Here is a 16,022-nt window from a genome sequence, read left to right as displayed (position 1 = left end):
ACACTATGAGCGAGAACGATTTGTTTGGGGCGGCCGATGCTCCGGAGTCGATGACCCGGCCGTTGGCGGTGCGCATGCGTCCACGCACGCTGGACGAGGTCATTGGCCAAACCCAAGTGCTTGGGCAGGGATCGCCCTTGCATCGTCTTGCCAATCCGGCCAGCAAAGGCAGCCTCACCGCACCAAGCTCCGTGATTCTATTCGGGCCTCCCGGCGTGGGCAAGACCACGCTCGCCACCATCGTTGCCGGACAATCCGGTCGTGTGTTTGAAGAACTGTCCGCCGTGACCTCCGGTGTCAAAGACGTGCGTGATGTGCTCACGCGCGCTCACGAACGGCTGGTGTCGCGTGGCCAGGAAACCGTGTTGTTCATCGACGAGGTGCACCGCTTCTCCAAGTCGCAGCAGGACGCCCTGCTGCCCGCCGTCGAGAACCGCGATGTCACCTTCATCGGCGCCACCACCGAAAACCCGAGCTTTTCCGTCATCAAGCCGCTGCTCTCACGCTCGGTAGTAGTCAAACTCGAGTCCTTGGAACCTAACCAGCTCACCGAACTGGTGCAACGGGCCCTAGCCGATGAACGCGGACTCAAGGGCGAAGTCAAGGCCACTGACGAAGCCGTGGCGGACATCGTGCGCATGGCCGGCGGCGACGCGCGGAAGTCCCTGACGATTCTGGAAGCGGCGGCCGGTGCGGTCACCGGTGATGAGGCTCGTAAGAAGGGCGCCCGCCGGCCTATCATTACCCCGGACATCGTGTCCACGGTAATGGACACCGCCACCGTGCGCTATGACAAGGATGGCGACGATCACTATGATGTGATCTCCGCGTTCATCAAATCGATGCGTGGCTCTGACCCGGATGCCACGATTCATTACCTGGCCCGTATGCTCAAGGCCGGTGAAGACCCCCGTTTCATCGCCCGGCGCATTATGATTGCCGCCAGCGAAGAGGTCGGCCTGGCCGCACCTCAGATACTGCAGGTCACTGTGGCGGCCGCACAGGCCGTGGCTTTGGTCGGTATGCCCGAGGCCCGCATCATTCTGGCCGAAGCCGCGCTCGCCGTGGCCACGGCTCCCAAGTCCAATGCCGGCTACAATGCCATTAATCAGGCGCTTGCCGATGTGGACGCCGGCAGAATTGGCGCGGTGCCGCTGTACCTGAGAAATGCTCCCACCAAACTCATGAAGGAATGGGGCAACCACGAGGGGTATAAGTACGCCCATGACTGGCCTGGCGCCGTGGCCCCGCAGGAATACTTGCCCGAGGAATTGCGTGGCACCGAGTATTATCATCCCAATGATCGCGGATACGAGCATGAGGTAAGTCAGCGTCTGGACAGAATCCGTCCGATACTGCATGGTGAAGCCCCCGACCAGAAGTGAATACGGGGGAGTAGCGTATAACGAAACGATAACAGCGGGGAAAGGGAAGGCAAACACCCATGGCGACCATCTTCATTGTGGACGACGGTCAGGCCATTGGCGAGATGCTGAGCTTGGTATTGGAAAACAAAGGATTCCATACCGTTACCTGCATGGACGGACTGCGTGCGGTAGATGTTCCCCACGGTCAAGCCGGACTTGATATTGCTTGATGTTATGCTGCCTGGTCTGGACGGCACAGAAGTGGCACGCCGTATCCGGCAGACCTCCAATGTGCCGCGTCTGAACCTCTATTCTCGGTTCAGCTTACGTCGCCTGCTGCGGCATGGTCGCGCCGAGGTCCGACGCTCGCTGCAGGCCCGTACCGTGGCGCTGGCCGTAATACTGACTTTGGCGGTGGCCATTGTGTTCTCCGGCGTATCCATCACGTCGGTGTGCGCCTCGCTGCTCAATCAGATTACGCAGCAGTCCCGGAACGACTATTCGAATATGGTGCAGCAGACCCAGACCAGTCTGGATGCGGCGGATGTCTCGTCAACGGTGCAGGTTCAACAGCTGGTCAATGATCTGGCGTCATCCCTGCAATCCATCGGAAGCCCGCACGATTCCATAGTCATTTCAGACATAAAGGCATCATAAAGATTACTGTACACGTTTACGAGCCGTGCGAATATGGAACGCGGCTGCCAAGCAGCCCCAGCCAATCAGACAGATGATGGTCATTGCAGCAAATGTCCAAGCGCCGCCGACGGCTGTGGCGTGAGCAAACTCAGCGGTGCCTTCTTCTCCTGCGCCGGCCTGGGCCACGGAAAGAATCGTGGAGAACAATGCGGTGCCGGCGGCGCCGCCAAACTGAAGGCACGTATTGAAAATGGCATTGCCGTCCGGCTTGAATTCGGGGGAGACTTCAGACAAGCCGCTGGTCATAACGTTCGCGTTACCCACGGCATAGAACAAGCCGAAAATGAAATAGAATCCAGCCAGCAGCACAGGCGTAAGCCGCATTGAGAAAATCAGCATCAGCACAGGGCCCACAATGGCAATGCCAATCGGAATCAGAATCGGTTTGACCGCGCCGAACTTGTCATAGAACCAGCCGCCGAGCGGGGCGCAGACCGCGCCAATCAGTGCACCGGGCAGCACGAGAGAGCCGGCCACAAACGCTGTGGCGCCCAGCGAAAGCTGCGAGACGTTGGTAATGACATAGCCGTAGCCGATGGCGACGAGCGGCAGCAGCAAATAGGCGCAGGCATGAAGCAGGACGGCCGGATCTTTTAAAATACCCAGACGCAGCAGAGGAGAGAACGCCCGCTTGGAAGTCAGGGCGAACACAATCAACATGCCAACGCCAACGATCAGGCTGATAATGGCGATTGCACCAGAATGTGCGACGGAACCTCCGGCCACAGCCGCGCTGACGGCCACGCCGCCTTGATTCAGCGCCAGTACCAGACCGACCAAGGCGAGAATAATGGAGCCCAACTGGACCGGATCAAGATATGCCGCTTCGGTCGGCGTCTTTTGCTCGATGCATTTGAGCCCGATAACGGCCGCGAGAAGTACCAGCGGAATTGCGATGACGAAAATCGCACGCCATGGCAGCACGGTGGTCACTGCGCCGCCGACGGTCGGGCCGATGGCCGGGGCCACTGTGATGACCAACGAGCCAACACCCATAAGACGGCCGATTTTCGTTCGGGGAGACTGCTCAAGAATAATGTTGATCATCAACGGGGTGGCGACACCCGATCCGATGCCCTGAATGATACGTGCCACTATCAGCAGCGGGAAGGCTTGGGCGAAAATCATGATCAGTGAACCGATGATTGCCAGAATCACCGCGGCGAGGAAAATGGTTTTCAACGTGAAACGTCGTTTCAGGAACGAGCTGATTGGCATCGTGGCAGCCACGGACAAGAGGTAAATCGTGGTAATCCATTGGACGGTGGCTGTGTCCACATGGAACTCGCGCATCAAGGCGGGGAAGAGCACGGTCATTACCGTTTCGGTCAGAATGCCGATGAAGGCAAGTGAACCGACGGCCACAATCGCGCCGATCAGACGGACCGGAATCTTCTCATTATCACTATGCTGCTCAGGCATGCGTACTCCTCAACATTCGGTTGCAAAAAGTGGAATATAAGGTTTACCAACCGGCGCAGGTACCTGTGCGTGCTGATGGGCCAGCAATCGAAGTGCCACGGCCGCACGCTCTGGATCAAAACCAGAAGGCAGTGTACGTCTCGGGGCGGACTCATATTGCACGGTTATGAGGTGCTGACCCGCTGGCCGATGATGTCATAACCATGCCGGCAACTTCTCATTATCCGTACTGCCGCCTAGGTTGGTGAACCATGGGGATCGAGAATGCGCATAAGCTGATTGTCAATTGCTTGCCACTGAACGAGTCCGAACGCCAGGCGTTCGCCAAGGCGGCGCGCGATGTGCCGCAGAAATTTGTTGGTGACGAATCCCGCCGTGGGGACATGGTGTGGTCAGCCAGCGTTCCCGAGGAATTGCGTGCCGAGGCCACTGCTGTTATCGGCAATTTCCCTGCCGGCGATGCCGGACAATACAAGCGTCTGGAATGGCTGCAGACGTTCAGCGCCGGTGTGGATGCTTATGTGCGTCCAGGCGTGTTGCCGCATGGAGTCATGATCACCAACGCCACCGGTGCCTATGGTCGTAGTGTCGCTGAGCACATGTTCGCCATGATGTGGGCCGTGATGAAGAATTTCGGCCGGTATGGTTTCAACCAGCGAGAGCACCGCTGGCAGGACGAGGGTTCCGCGCTGAGCCCTGAGGGTGGCATCGCACTGGTCATCGGCACTGGAGACATCGGCTCTCACTTCGGTCGACTGGCGCAGTCCGTAGGCATGCATACGTTTGGCGTGCGACGGCATCCGGAAGTACGTGCGGAAGGCATCGAGAAAATGTATGGATTCGAGCGCTTGGATGCTTTGCTGCCATTGGCGGATGTGGTGGTTATGGCGGTGCCGCGCTCTCCGCAGACCCACCACCTGTTGGACGCCGCCCGCCTGGGCAAGCTGAAGTCCACCGCCGTAGTTATTAACGCCGGAAGAGGTGATGCCATTGATGCTGACGCGTTGGCCGTGGCGCTGCGTGAGGGACGTATTCATGGTGCTGGATTGGACGTTACCGAACCTGAGCCATTGCCCGCCGAGCACCCGTTGTGGGGTGAGCCTCGCTGTCTGATTACGCCGCACGTGGCTGGAGGCAATCACTTGGAAGAAACCTCCGAGCAGATTATTCGTATTGCCCTGCACAATGTTTCTCGTTATGCCAAGCAGCAGGAATTGCTCAATCTCGTAAGTCGCTGACGTCTGGTTCGGGAGATAAATAAGGCGCATGGCCTCGTTGTCATGCGCCTTTGTGCTTCAGCGGATAAGGATTCGATCAGTAGTTGTTCGCGCCGACGCCTTCAAACTTGACGTTGAACCCACGCTGATAGTGCAGGAACATGCTGGCACCGTAACGGTCGACCGGACGGTGGGCGAACAGCAGGCGGATGGCGAAAGCAGCCTGTACGTCTTCCGGCAGTTCGAGGAAGGCCTTATGGGAATCCCAGTACGGGTCATATGCCACGGCGGCGTCCGGCACATAAGCATAGCCGTATCCGTCTTCGTTCACGTATCCCATGAACGGCCGATCCCAGGCGTTGTGCTTGGTGAGCTGTGCCTTGAAGTCCTCTACCTCGGCCAGCGTATCATCGCTGATTCCAAAGCTTTTGGTCACTGTATTGGCTTCGTCCGTCTTTGATTCTGCATCCTTGTCGAACATATCCGGGTTGACGATGATGACTTTTTTCTTCCGACATACGTGTTTCCTTTCATAAGTATGATATTTGTTCTGTGCATAAAACGAACATCATATAACCTTTCTCTTATGAGAAGAGTCCCGTACAATGTGCTGTGCTGGTTCTTAACGCTAGCACTGAAAAAGGCTCAAATGAGCCATTTTGTAAGTTGTTCATGAATTGGTAACGCAATTGGGGGGGGGTATGTGATTCTGTGAGTTTCGATGTTAACTTTATGAAAAATCGAACATAGTAAATGTTTATTTTTTTAGGGGAAATTCTACATATCAAGCAGCCGAATGTGCCGTGAGCCGCGTAGCATCAGCGTGTTGTGCTGGTTCTGTCCTTTGTGCTGGATGCGCCTATGCATGCCGGTTGAGTAACGTTACGATAGGTCCATGAGAAGTTTCTTGACCAGTTGGCTGATTATGACCATTGCCGCTGCCGTTATGGTTGCGGTGATTCCCGGCATGACCCCGGTAGGGGAGCCTCCGATTCTCGGCATCGCCGCATTCGCCTTATTCATGGCGTTAATCAATGCTTCCATCAAGCCGATTGTGCATTTGGTGTCGTTGCCATTCGCGATTCTCTCGCTTGGATTGGTCACCTTGATTATCAACTGGCTGTTTATGCGCCTAGCCAGTTGGCTGGCCGTCAGCCTCTTCGGTGTCGGTGTCTTTGTACACGGCTTCCGGTGGTCCGTGCTCGGCTCTCTGGTCTTGACCATCGTCTCCAGCATCGTTGGCGCCATCATCGATCAGTAATGCGCGTCCCTGCACAAGAGCAAAAATAGGGGCTCTGCTGTGGTAACGCCATAGCAGAGCCCCTATTGATAAGTGGTGCGAAACCTCACTCGCGTACGAGCTTGATATGCTCCACATCATCGCGGTGGGAGCGGCGGAAGAGCACGAAGCGGTTGCCGATGGACTGTACCACTTCGGCGCCCAATTGTTCGGCAAGTTCCGCGGCGGCCTCCTTGGCTGTGAGCCCTGAGCCATCCTGTACGGCGCACTTAATGAGCTCATGCTTCTCGATGGTTTCATCGGCCTGCTTGACGGCCGATTCGGTCAGATCGTTCTTGCCCACATAGAACAGGGGCTTCAGCGAATTCGCCATTGCGCGTAGCTGCTTGATTTGTTTCTTGGTCAATGCCATGAGAATAGTTCCTTACATATGCTGTATACCTCAAGAAGCATAGCAACCGGTGCTGTCTGAATCGTCAGAGCAGGATAATGGAGGCAATGTATGCGATGACGAGCGCGGCGAATACGATATCGCGGCCAGCAATGGACAATGCGCGCCAATGCGTACGATGAATGCCCTCCTCATAGCAGCGGGCATCCAAAGCCAGACTGAGGTTATCCGCATGACGTAATGTTCCGGCAAAGGTGGGTACGATGATCGCGCTCATGGCTTTGATTCGTTGTCCCAGAGAACCGGTTTCGATGGAGCCTCCACGGGCGGATTGGGCATCGATAATGGCTCGGGTCTCGTCGGTCAATGTTGGAATGAATCGCAGGGCCAAGCTCATCACCAACGCAATCTCCTGAGCGTGGACGCCAAGCCTGTTCAGTGGTTTGATCAGTGCGGCGAATGCATCGGTCATGGCGGTGGGTGTGGTCGTGGTCAAAAACACCGTGCCCAAAATGATGACCAGCATGAAACGACAGGTATACAGCACGGCGATGGTCACGCCCTGATCGGTGATGCTTAATGGGCCAAACGCCACCACTGGGGTGCCGGTGCGCACCACAAACAGGTTGACGATGCCCATAAGCAGCATCAACATCAGCAGCGGATGAATGGATTTGAGCACCCATAATGGGTTCAGTCGGGCAGCTGCGATTACGGCAAGTGTCACCATGAGACCCAAGACAAGTTGCACTGGCGTATTCACAGCGAACATGGTGAACATGGCGGCCAGGAATCCCACCATTTTCACGCGCGGATCAAGTCGGTGAATCACCGAGAAAGCGGCACCGGCAGAGGCGGAGGTCGTGTTGGATGCCGAGGCTTCTGTATTGGAGTTAGTCAGGGCATCGCTTGCCGGAGAATCCGGTTGCTCCGCCGCATTCGGCATACGCACCACGCGGTCAGCAAGGGCCTCGGCCTCCGCTCGGTCGTGGGTAATGAGCAACACGGTTACGCCTTGCTGCTTCAAGGTGCGCAGCAGTTCATGGATGCGCTCTTTGGCCTGCGTATCCAGACTGGCGGTCGGCTCATCCATAATGAGCACATCAGGATTGCAGGCAATAACGCCAGCAATGGCCGCAAGACGCTGCTGTCCACCTGATAAGTCGAAAGGGGAGCGGTCGGCAAGGTGCCCGATGTGCAGCAGTTCCAGTGCTTCGTGAACACGGTCGGCGACTGCGGTTTCTGCCAGTCCCTGATTGCGCGGGCCATAGGCCACATCTTCAGCCACGGTATCCGCAAAAAGCTGATGTTCGGGATGCTGCATCACATAACCCACATGACGGCGAAGCTGCACAAGCTGCTGCCGCGTTGCGGATTTGGAACGTGTACCGGTGCCTGTGGATGTTGCCACAGGCACGTTGGCTATGTCGATACTGCCGGATCTCGGTGTGGCCAAAGCGCAGAGCAGTCGAATCAAAGTAGATTTGCCCGAGCCGTTCGCGCCCATCAATGCTACGGTCTGGCCGCGCGCGATAGTGAACGACAGGTCGTTGATGGTCGCATGCTTGGCCGAGGGATATCGATATGTCACATGCGAAACCCGGATGATGGGGTCTGTGGCGTCGTCGTTTGAAGCATCCGAGAGTAAGGGGAATGCCACATCCCGCCCCGGCTGGTGGGGCTTGTCGGGTGAAGGATGGTTGGCAATGGTTTGCGGCCGAGCGCTGACCGCTTCGATACCAACGATCTGCCCGGATTCCATATGCACAATGCGGTCAGCGTGCACAGTCTCATCCTGATGATGTGTGACATGCACGATGGTGGTGCCTTGCGCCTGCAGATCATCGAGAATACGTATCACTTCGGCGCGCGCCGACTCGTCCAACATGGCGGTCGGCTCATCCAGCACCAGCATGGCCGGACTCATGGCCAGCATGCCGGCAATGGCGGCGCGTTGCTGTTGGCCTCCACTCATACGAGTTGGATCGGACTGGCGGAAGGACACCAATCCAACCGATTTTAGAGAATCATCGATGCGCTCTCCGATGTGGCTGCGTTCAATGCCCAGATTTTCCGGTCCAAACGCCACATCATCTTCCAGCACGGTAGTGACCAGCTGATCCTCCGGATTCTGGAACACCACGCCGATGCCACGCCGGGCCGCACGATATTCGTCGGCATTCGGCAGGGCATCGGCGTAGGTGCGATGCCCCAACAACGTGATGTCGCCGCCGTCGGGCGCGGCCAGCCCGGCAATCAGCCGGGCAAAAGTAGATTTGCCGGATCCGTTCGGGCCGACCAGACAAATGCGCTCGCCGGCCCGAACGGTCAATGACACGCCATCCAAAGCCCAGGAGTTGCCACGGTCGTAGCTGAAACGGATATTCTTCAGCTCGGCAGCGTGGCCATAGGCGGGGTTATGGGTGGATTCGGCCATGGCTGGTTGCTCACTGCTGCTTGGAAAGCAGGTTGGAGACCGGCTTGTAGATCAGGAACGTGATTACGGCGTGAATTGCCATCTTGGCCAGATTGAACGGCAGCAGGATCGGCAGAATCATCGCGGCCACTGCCTGATAGGTCATGTGCGCGTAGATCGGCGTGACGATGAGGTTGCCCACCAGCGCCACCACGATAGCCAGAACCGCACCCACCAGAATGCCGATGGCGGCACCCTTGCGCGTGCGAATCTTGCGGTAGATGAACGCGGCAGGAACCGACAGGAACAGTGCCACCAGCACTGCCATCAGCGAACCCCACGGGTTGGCGAACATATGAGGCACGAAGCCCAGCACGGACACAATCGCGGCGGCTGCCGGTCCATAAGCGAATCCGGCAATCAGGCATACGATGCCGGACGGGTCGTACTTGAGCCATGTGACCGGCGTGATCGGGAATTCGATGAAGCTGGTCACCATCGCCAGCGCTACGAACAATGCATACATGGCAATGCGGCGTGTGGACCAGCGTCCCGAATCGGCCACGCCGGTGGCGTGTGAGCCGAGTTTGGTGCTGGAAGACGTGCTGGTTGAGCCGGAGCCTGCACCTTCAGCCTGCGGCGCCACGGAACGGATTGCTTGCATGCGGATACGCGAAGATATGCTCATCAGAGCCCTCGTTTCTTCCATCCGGACTATAACCGTTGGCTCCGGAATCTCACCGGATCAGCCGCTTACGCGGGTCGCGGGCTTCCTGACATCTCCGTTATGAAACCCGGAGTGCAGATCACCGCCAGTAAGGAATTACACCTTCCCTGAAACTGACAGGCTTATTCATACGCCATACGCCGGACGTGTGCAAGCTGCGTTTCACTTTCGGCAAGGAAATCAACAGCAATCAGCTGAGATTCAGCAGACGTTCAGAGGGTTTGTGCTGGTCAAGTGCAACAATGGATACCATGGCTGAAGTGAAGAATCCCAATACCACTATCGACAAACTGGCATTGATCGTCACCACATACAAGCGTCAGCAACTGCTTGAAGTGCTGTTCGATTCAATTCTGGCACTGGAGCAGGCGCCGTGGCGCATTGTCATTGTGGACAATGAGCAGTCCAAGCAAACCGCGGATATGGTTGCTGGTTTTGCCGGCAAGGTGACCGGTCAGTGGGGCACTACCGTGGCCGATCAATCAGGCAATGAGGAGCGTGTGGTCTATGCGCCGCAGTCCGAGAATCTCGGCGGTGCTGGCGGTTTCTCCGCTGGCGTGGCCAAGGCATATGAGCTGGGTGCCGCATGGTTCTGGGTGATGGACGATGATGTGGCCGTGCTGCCCGATGCCATCGCCAAGCTTGCCAAGTGGACTGATAAGCATGAGGTGATTCAGGGCTCCCGTTTCGATTACGATGGCGGCCCGTTCTACTGGCAGTATGACTTCATTGTGCCGCTGGGCATTCCGAATCCGATTGCCCCTGCCGCGTTCGGCCCTGCCAAATACCGTGTAATGAACACCCTGTGCTTTGAAGGCGGTCTGTTCAGTCGCCGCGTGGTGAGCGAAATCGGCCTGCCGGATCCGCGATTCTTCATCTACTGGGATGACACGATTTACGGCTATCGTGCCAGCAAGGTCACCAACCCGATTGTGGTGCCGGATGTGGTGTTGCGACGCACGCGTGAGATTGGAAACTGGGATATAGCCGGCATGCGCCAGCTCAACTCCACGTCGGATATGAACCGCTACCACATCATGCGCAACCGTGGCTATATGGCCCGGTATTTCATGGTGTATGGCGATTTCCGTCCGATGCTTTTTGCTCTGGGTACTGTGCTCACCGCCATCAAGGAAGTCATTCGTCTGGTGATGGTGGATCGGGAGCATGTCAAGACCGGCTTGGTGCAGATCGTCAAAGGTTGGTGGGACTCGCGCAAGTTGATGCACGATCCTGATTGGAAGCCCATGCCGCCGCTGAAGTAGTCCTTACTTGGCTCCCTCTATGAGGGGAACTGGCTCGCGTAGCGAGACTGAGGGGAGTCTGTCGGAGATGTACCTCTGAGACTCCCCTCAGTTGCTTTCAGTGGTGGCTCCCCTCAAAGCTGGGAGCCACTATAACGGTCACTTATGGATGAATAGGCCTCCGTCGCCCCATGCCCATTGGCCCTGGCCGGCGCCGATTTGGAAATGCAGTTTGGCAATGCCCATGTCGTTCATCGCATGATGCTCGTCACCGGCTGTGGTGTCGATATGCGCGGCGGCAGTGTCGTCGGCTGGATTGTACGAAAACATAATCGGCTGACGGTTCATGGCGCTCGGCGCCTTCATCGCAGCCTCGACGCCGGCCTTGAACCACGCTGGTGCTGAGTCACGTTCTTCATCGCCCATCGTGGCGGTGAACTGCTCATACGATTTGGTCGGCCGGTGCGTGCGCTGGGCCTCGCAGAGATCTTCATAGGATTTCGCCCGATACTCCAGATGGTTCTTGGGATGGCCGATGACCACACCGAGATAGAGCTCCTGACCGGATGCCACACGGCAGTGCTTGGCGGCCTCGTCCTTGTCCCATGAGCCGGCGACCCACAGTGTGCCGAGACCTCGCAGCGTGGCGGTAAGCACCAGGCGTTCGGCGTAGAAGCCGGCGCGTTCCCTGGCTTCCTCATCGTTCTTGGGGCCAACGATGGCCAGATAATTCGCCGCATTGGTCAGATGGCCTGAGGCGTTGGCCTCGAATACCTTTGGCTGGTTGCGCACCAGCTGAATGTTGAGATCGCCGAGCAGGTTGATTGGCTGCAGTGCCATCTCGAGCTGACGGGCCGTGTCGTCATCGATCGGTTCGTCATCATAGGTACGCACGGCGGTGCGAATGTTGACCGCATCAATAAGTTGGGTATGTTCTGTCATGTATTCCATTATCGCGCGCGACACGTGGAAATGATGGCTGTGCGCGGTGTTCCCTTGTGCCGTATTTTTTTAAGGAGCGAAGGGGTCGAAGTCCTGGATACGTAGTGCCGCAACAAAAATGCACACGTTTGCACAATAGGTGGAATGTCGGTTTCGTGTTTGAAAGATATTCGCGTTAGACTGGGCGCAATCCTAACGAAAGCAATACTGAAGGGAAGGACATCAACGATGATTGAAACTGCGCAGGCTTTCGGTGTCGATATCGGTGGCTCCGGCATCAAGGCCGCACCCGTCGATCTGGCCAAGGGCGATTTCGCCGAACCCCGTCTGAAGATTCTCACTCCGGAGGTTTCCACTCCGCAGGCGGTGGCCAAGATAGTCAAGCAGCAGCTCGACCATTTCGAAGTGCCTGAGTCCGCACCTGTGGGCATCGCTTTTCCTGCTCCAATCAAGCCTGGCCAGAAGCTTGACTTCATGGCCAACCTTGATCAGTCCTGGATCGGCGTGGATGTTACCGAGGCGTTCTCCGAAGCTTGCGGCCGTCCGGTTGTCGTGGTGAACGATGCCGATGCCGCTGGCCTTGCCGAGGTCCAGTTCGGTGCCGCCAAGGGGCAGGACGGTCTGGTGATTGCCACTACGTTGGGAACCGGCATCGGTACCGCGTTGATCTACAATGGCGCGCTCATCCCGAACACAGAGCTTGGCCACATCATGCTGAGCCCCAAGCACCTTGACGCCGAGAAGTATGCATCGTCGGCCGTGCGTGAGAACGAGGAGTTGGGCTACAAGAAGTGGGCCAAGCGACTGACCAAGTATTACGGCCTCATGGAGAAGTACTTCAACCCTGACCTATTCACTGTGGGCGGCGGCGTGAGCCGCCAAAGCGACAAGTTCCTTCCCTATGTGGACATCAAGACTCCGATCGTGCCCGCCACGCTGCGTAATCAGGCCGGCATCGTCGGCGCTGCATATTATGCCAGCACCAAGCAGCAGTAATCACAGCTACTGCGCCTGGTAAGCATTGAGCCCCGATCACCGTCTGGTGGTCGGGGCTCAATGCTTGGGGTTCGGTCTGCTTTTGGGAGGAGCGTGGCCGACTCCTGAGATTGCTCGCCTGCTTATGGCGTTGTCTTTACGGTCTACTCCAGTCCGATGGACTTCATGTGGTGCAGCTTCAGGGACTCCACCTTGAGGTTGCCGAACTCGGCCACGAGCTTGATGGCGCGTGGGCCTTCGGAGGCATAGGAGTAGGAGCTTAGGACCTGATGGCCGCCGTTGACGTAGACCTCCACGGAGCCGCGATCCACGAACACGCGCAGGTCCAGCTTGCCGGAGGCCAGTTCGGTGTCGGTCAGTGGGGCGGCGCGGTAGCCGCGATCGCCGTTGGCCATGGCCTGACGATCCACCACCACGCGGCCGATCTGGTCGTCATAAGCCACGTAGGTGTAGGCACCGTCCTCAGTGGCATGAATCTTCAGGCCCGCACGCTCGGCAGTGGAGGCAGCCAAGTCGATGGTCATTTCGATTTCCACGGCCTTGGCGTCATCGGCGATGACCTGCTCGCCATCCATATCGAGTGTGATCGAACCATGGTCGAGGGTATCCTCGCGCAGGCCTTCCATTTCGGCGACCGGCGCGGTGACCACGTCGCCGTCATCGCCAAGGGTGATCTCGCGCGGCAGGGTGAGCTGGCCACACCAGCCGTCATCCTCCATGGGAATCGGCTGCACGAACGGGCTCATCCAGCCATAGACGATCTGACGGCCGTCCACATTGAAGGACTGCGGGGCGTAGTAGTTGTGGCCGCAATCCCACAGGCGGAACTCGGTTTCCGGCTTGAATTCGCCGCCCGGCTCCCACGTGCCGATCATGTAGCCGGCGTTGTTGACGTTGCGGTTCATGAAGCCGCTGGGCTTGGACCCCATGGCGGAGAAGCCAATGACCCACTTCTCGTTGCCGTCCTTGTCTTTGATGGGGAAGAAGTCGGGGCATTCGAGCATGAACACATCCGGATCCGGGTGCTGGAAGAGCACGCGCTCGTATTCCCAGCGGACCATGTCCTTGGAGGAGAACAGCCACATCTGGCCGCGCTTGTCCGCAGAGGAGACACCGAAGGTCATGTACCAGGTGTCGCCGGTCTTCCAGACCTTCGGGTCGCGGTAGTGATGGTCGACCTTGTCGGTCGGGCAGTCGATGATCATGCCGCGCTTGGTGGCGCTGGTCAGCTCGTCGTTGTCCGGCTCGGCGAGCATCTGCACCTGCCAGTCGCCGCCGGTGTTGTCTTGGCCGTTGGCCCAACGGTGGCCGGTGTAGTAGAACTTGAGTTCGCCGTCGTCGCCGATTACTGCGGAACCGGAGAATACGCCGTCCTTCTCCTCTTCAAGGGTCGGGGCGAACATGATTGGCTCACGTTTCCAATTGAGCATGTCGGTGGAGGAGACGTGTCCCCAGTGCATCGGACCCCACTGGGTGCCGTACGGGTGCAGCTGGTAGAACACGTGCCAGCGGCCCTTATAGAAGCACAGGCCGTTCGGATCGTTGATCCAACCGCCGTTGGATGCGATGTGGAACTTCGGGTACCAGCGGTTGTTGCGTTCGGCGGCCATAGCTGCAACGCCTGCTTCCGCCTGTGCCAGAGCTTCGCTGTGGTTCTTGATTTCGTGGAGGACGGGTGCATCCGGAGTGAAGCCAGTCATCGTTGAATAGCCTTTCTTCATGATTGTTGAATCTTGCGATTGTTGAATTGTTGCTTATTGAGTTTTTAGATAAAAGTTTTAAGAATGCTGCCCGAAACGGAAAAAGGGGAAACGCTTCGGGCAGCACGATTTAGTTGTGTTTTTGCCGATTTTGGCGGTTGCGCTCAGGCGTTTGCTTTAGCTGCGGCTTGGGCCTTGAGCTGCTTATCGGTGTAGAACGGATCACCGCCGACTTCCTGGTCGTCCTTCTTGATCACGAAGAAGCCGTAGATTAGGGCGGCCAGCACGATGCCGGAGATGGTGAAGAAGGTCGGACGGTCGCCCATGGCGTCATGCAGGGCGCCCATCGGGGTGGAGAAGATCACCTGGCCGATTTGGGAAGCGATCTGGAAGCCCACCATGTACAGGGTTGCCGACAGTTTGGTGTCGAAGTGCAGGGTGAAGTAGCGGAATGCCGGTAGGCAGAACAGCGGAACCTCGATGGAGTGGAACAGTTTGACGATGGAGACACTGACCGGATCGTGGAACACGCCGCACAGACCGATACGCAGGAACATCACGGTTGCGCCGAGCAGCAGGGAGTTACGAACGCCGATCTTCTTCATGATAATCGGAACGACGCCCATCATGGCGGACTCGAGGAACACCTGGAAGGAGTTCAGGGTGCCGTAGGTGGCGTTGCCGATTTCGGTGGTCGGGAAGAGGGAAGCGTAGTAGTTAGGGAACATCTGCTGGTCGAACACGGTGTAGAAGGTGTTGGTGAACAGCATGAAGACGATGAGCACCCACAGAGTCGGCATCTTCAGAACGGAGATCATCTCTTTGAAGGATGGGTTGGTTGGAGCCGCGTTCGGATCGGCTTCTTTCTTGAGCTCTTCCTTTTGCTTGGCCGGAACCCAGAAAGCGTAGACGCACAGCATGCCAAGGCCGCAGATGGAGCCGACCCAGAAGTTCAGCAGCGGGTTGATATTGAACAGGAAACCTGCGCACAGTGCCACGATGGCGTAGCCGAAGGAGCCCCAAGCGCGGGACTGGCCGTATTCGAAGCCGAACTTACGGGAGTAGCGTTCGGTGAGCGCTTCGAACAGGGAACAGCCGGCCATGAAGCCTGAGGAGAGCACGATGGAGCCGATGAGCACGCCGATGAAACGGGTGGTGCCGCCGGCAGTCAGCATCGGGGCATACACGAACTGTACGAACGGGCCGACGAGCGCTGCGATGGCGGAGACGAAGATCACGAGCTTGCGCTTGATGCCCAGCTGATCTTGGATGGCACCATAGGCGAACATGATGACCAGGGTTGCCAAGGAGTTAATGGAGTAGATCTGGCCCTGCTCTGCGGAGGTCATGCCCAGACCGTGGGTCGGGTCGGTGAGCCAGCGGGAGAAGAAGGACCACCAGATGCCCCAGGAGCAGAAGAACATGAAGATGCCGAAGGAGCTCTGCAGATAGGAAGGATTCTTCCATGCAGATTTGGTTGCACTTGCCATAATCATCCTTTGATTACTACTTGGTTGGTTATTGGTTATGTGACGCTTCTGCTCGGGCGGCTGTGCCTTTGTAGAAGTTGTTGTGTAGTAATTACTATGCGACGTCAATCGATTTACGTCAATCGATTGACGTCATCGGCGTGTCGTACCCGTTCGAGACGCAAAAAGGCC

The 16,022-nt window shown here is 57.5% G+C and carries 15 protein-coding genes and 1 riboswitch; of the genes, 7 read left to right on the top strand and 8 right to left on the bottom strand.

Annotated features, from left to right (window positions below):
- Positions 1 to 5: 5 nt before the first annotated feature.
- From BBBR_RS07060 to BBBR_RS07050, 3 genes are read left to right on the top strand one after another with little or no spacing between them, the layout of a single operon-like run.
- Positions 6 to 1,385, top strand: a complete 1,380-nt coding sequence (locus BBBR_RS07060) for a replication-associated recombination protein A (protein WP_003830324.1) — start codon at positions 6 to 8, stop codon at positions 1,383 to 1,385.
- Between the two features lie 59 nt (positions 1,386 to 1,444).
- Positions 1,445 to 1,597, top strand: a complete 153-nt coding sequence (locus BBBR_RS10945) for a response regulator (RefSeq protein WP_003830325.1) — start codon at positions 1,445 to 1,447, stop codon at positions 1,595 to 1,597.
- 4 nt (positions 1,598 to 1,601) lie between these two features.
- Positions 1,602 to 2,024, top strand: coding sequence for a response regulator (locus tag BBBR_RS07050; protein ID WP_003830326.1), 423 nt, complete (start codon positions 1,602 to 1,604; stop codon positions 2,022 to 2,024).
- Positions 2,025 to 2,027: 3 nt separating this feature from the next.
- Here BBBR_RS07050 and BBBR_RS07045 read toward each other — a convergent pair whose 3' ends face one another.
- The gene (locus tag BBBR_RS07045) at positions 2,028 to 3,488 is read right to left on the bottom strand and encodes an MFS transporter (RefSeq protein ID WP_003830327.1); all 1,461 of its coding nucleotides are present in this window, start codon (positions 3,486 to 3,488) and stop codon (positions 2,028 to 2,030) included.
- Positions 3,489 to 3,739: 251 nt separating this feature from the next.
- Between BBBR_RS07045 and BBBR_RS07040 the strand changes: the two genes are divergently transcribed.
- A complete protein-coding gene (locus BBBR_RS07040) occupies positions 3,740 to 4,726 on the top strand; it encodes a D-2-hydroxyacid dehydrogenase (RefSeq protein WP_003830329.1) in 987 nt (328 codons plus the stop codon).
- A gap of 76 nt (positions 4,727 to 4,802) precedes the next feature.
- On the opposite strand, the gene BBBR_RS07035 is transcribed toward BBBR_RS07040, so the two are convergent.
- Positions 4,803 to 5,186, bottom strand: a complete 384-nt coding sequence (locus BBBR_RS07035) for a hypothetical protein (protein ID WP_003830330.1) — start codon at positions 5,184 to 5,186, stop codon at positions 4,803 to 4,805.
- 414 nt (positions 5,187 to 5,600) lie between these two features.
- Between BBBR_RS07035 and BBBR_RS07030 the strand changes: the two genes are divergently transcribed.
- Complete coding sequence (locus BBBR_RS07030) at positions 5,601 to 5,966, top strand: phage holin family protein (protein ID WP_003830331.1); 366 nt, start codon at positions 5,601 to 5,603, stop codon at positions 5,964 to 5,966.
- A gap of 85 nt (positions 5,967 to 6,051) precedes the next feature.
- Here BBBR_RS07030 and BBBR_RS07025 read toward each other — a convergent pair whose 3' ends face one another.
- From BBBR_RS07025 to BBBR_RS07015, 3 genes are all read right to left on the bottom strand, one after another.
- Positions 6,052 to 6,357, bottom strand: a complete 306-nt coding sequence (locus tag BBBR_RS07025; protein WP_003830332.1) for a YhbY family RNA-binding protein — start codon at positions 6,355 to 6,357, stop codon at positions 6,052 to 6,054.
- 64 nt (positions 6,358 to 6,421) lie between these two features.
- Positions 6,422 to 8,773, bottom strand: coding sequence for an energy-coupling factor transporter ATPase (locus BBBR_RS07020; protein ID WP_003830333.1), 2,352 nt, complete (start codon positions 8,771 to 8,773; stop codon positions 6,422 to 6,424).
- 10 nt (positions 8,774 to 8,783) lie between these two features.
- On the bottom strand, positions 8,784 to 9,440 hold the full coding sequence (locus BBBR_RS07015) for an ECF transporter S component (protein ID WP_015439013.1): 657 nt from the start codon (positions 9,438 to 9,440) through the stop codon (positions 8,784 to 8,786).
- Positions 9,441 to 9,445: 5 nt separating this feature from the next.
- Positions 9,446 to 9,598, bottom strand: a riboswitch (FMN riboswitch).
- A gap of 132 nt (positions 9,599 to 9,730) precedes the next feature.
- Here BBBR_RS07015 and BBBR_RS07010 point away from each other — a divergent pair.
- Entirely contained in the window at positions 9,731 to 10,744 is a 1,014-nt protein-coding gene (locus tag BBBR_RS07010; RefSeq protein WP_015439012.1) for a glycosyltransferase family 2 protein, read from the top strand.
- Between the two features lie 138 nt (positions 10,745 to 10,882).
- Here the strand turns inward: BBBR_RS07010 and BBBR_RS07005 are convergent, their stop codons facing one another.
- Positions 10,883 to 11,665: a nitroreductase family protein gene (locus BBBR_RS07005; RefSeq protein ID WP_014483558.1), complete on the bottom strand. Its 783-nt coding sequence runs from the start codon at positions 11,663 to 11,665 to the stop codon at positions 10,883 to 10,885.
- A gap of 228 nt (positions 11,666 to 11,893) precedes the next feature.
- Here BBBR_RS07005 and ppgK point away from each other — a divergent pair, with 228 nt between their 5' ends.
- Positions 11,894 to 12,661 (top strand): polyphosphate--glucose phosphotransferase, encoded by a 768-nt coding sequence (gene ppgK / locus BBBR_RS07000; protein ID WP_014483559.1) that lies wholly within the window; start codon positions 11,894 to 11,896, stop codon positions 12,659 to 12,661.
- Between the two features lie 143 nt (positions 12,662 to 12,804).
- On the opposite strand, the gene BBBR_RS06995 is transcribed toward ppgK, so the two are convergent.
- Complete coding sequence (locus BBBR_RS06995; protein WP_014483560.1) at positions 12,805 to 14,361, bottom strand: glycoside hydrolase family 32 protein; 1,557 nt, start codon at positions 14,359 to 14,361, stop codon at positions 12,805 to 12,807.
- 164 nt (positions 14,362 to 14,525) lie between these two features.
- The gene (locus BBBR_RS06990; protein WP_012577172.1) at positions 14,526 to 15,851 is read right to left on the bottom strand and encodes an MFS transporter; all 1,326 of its coding nucleotides are present in this window, start codon (positions 15,849 to 15,851) and stop codon (positions 14,526 to 14,528) included.
- Positions 15,852 to 16,022: the final 171 nt, after the last annotated feature.

Origin of the sequence: Bifidobacterium breve DSM 20213 = JCM 1192, from assembly GCF_001025175.1 — a bacterium.
GTDB classification, from domain to species: domain Bacteria; phylum Actinomycetota; class Actinomycetes; order Actinomycetales; family Bifidobacteriaceae; genus Bifidobacterium; species Bifidobacterium breve.
Note: the sequence above shows the minus strand (reverse complement) of the source record. Positions and strands in the feature narration are given on the sequence as shown.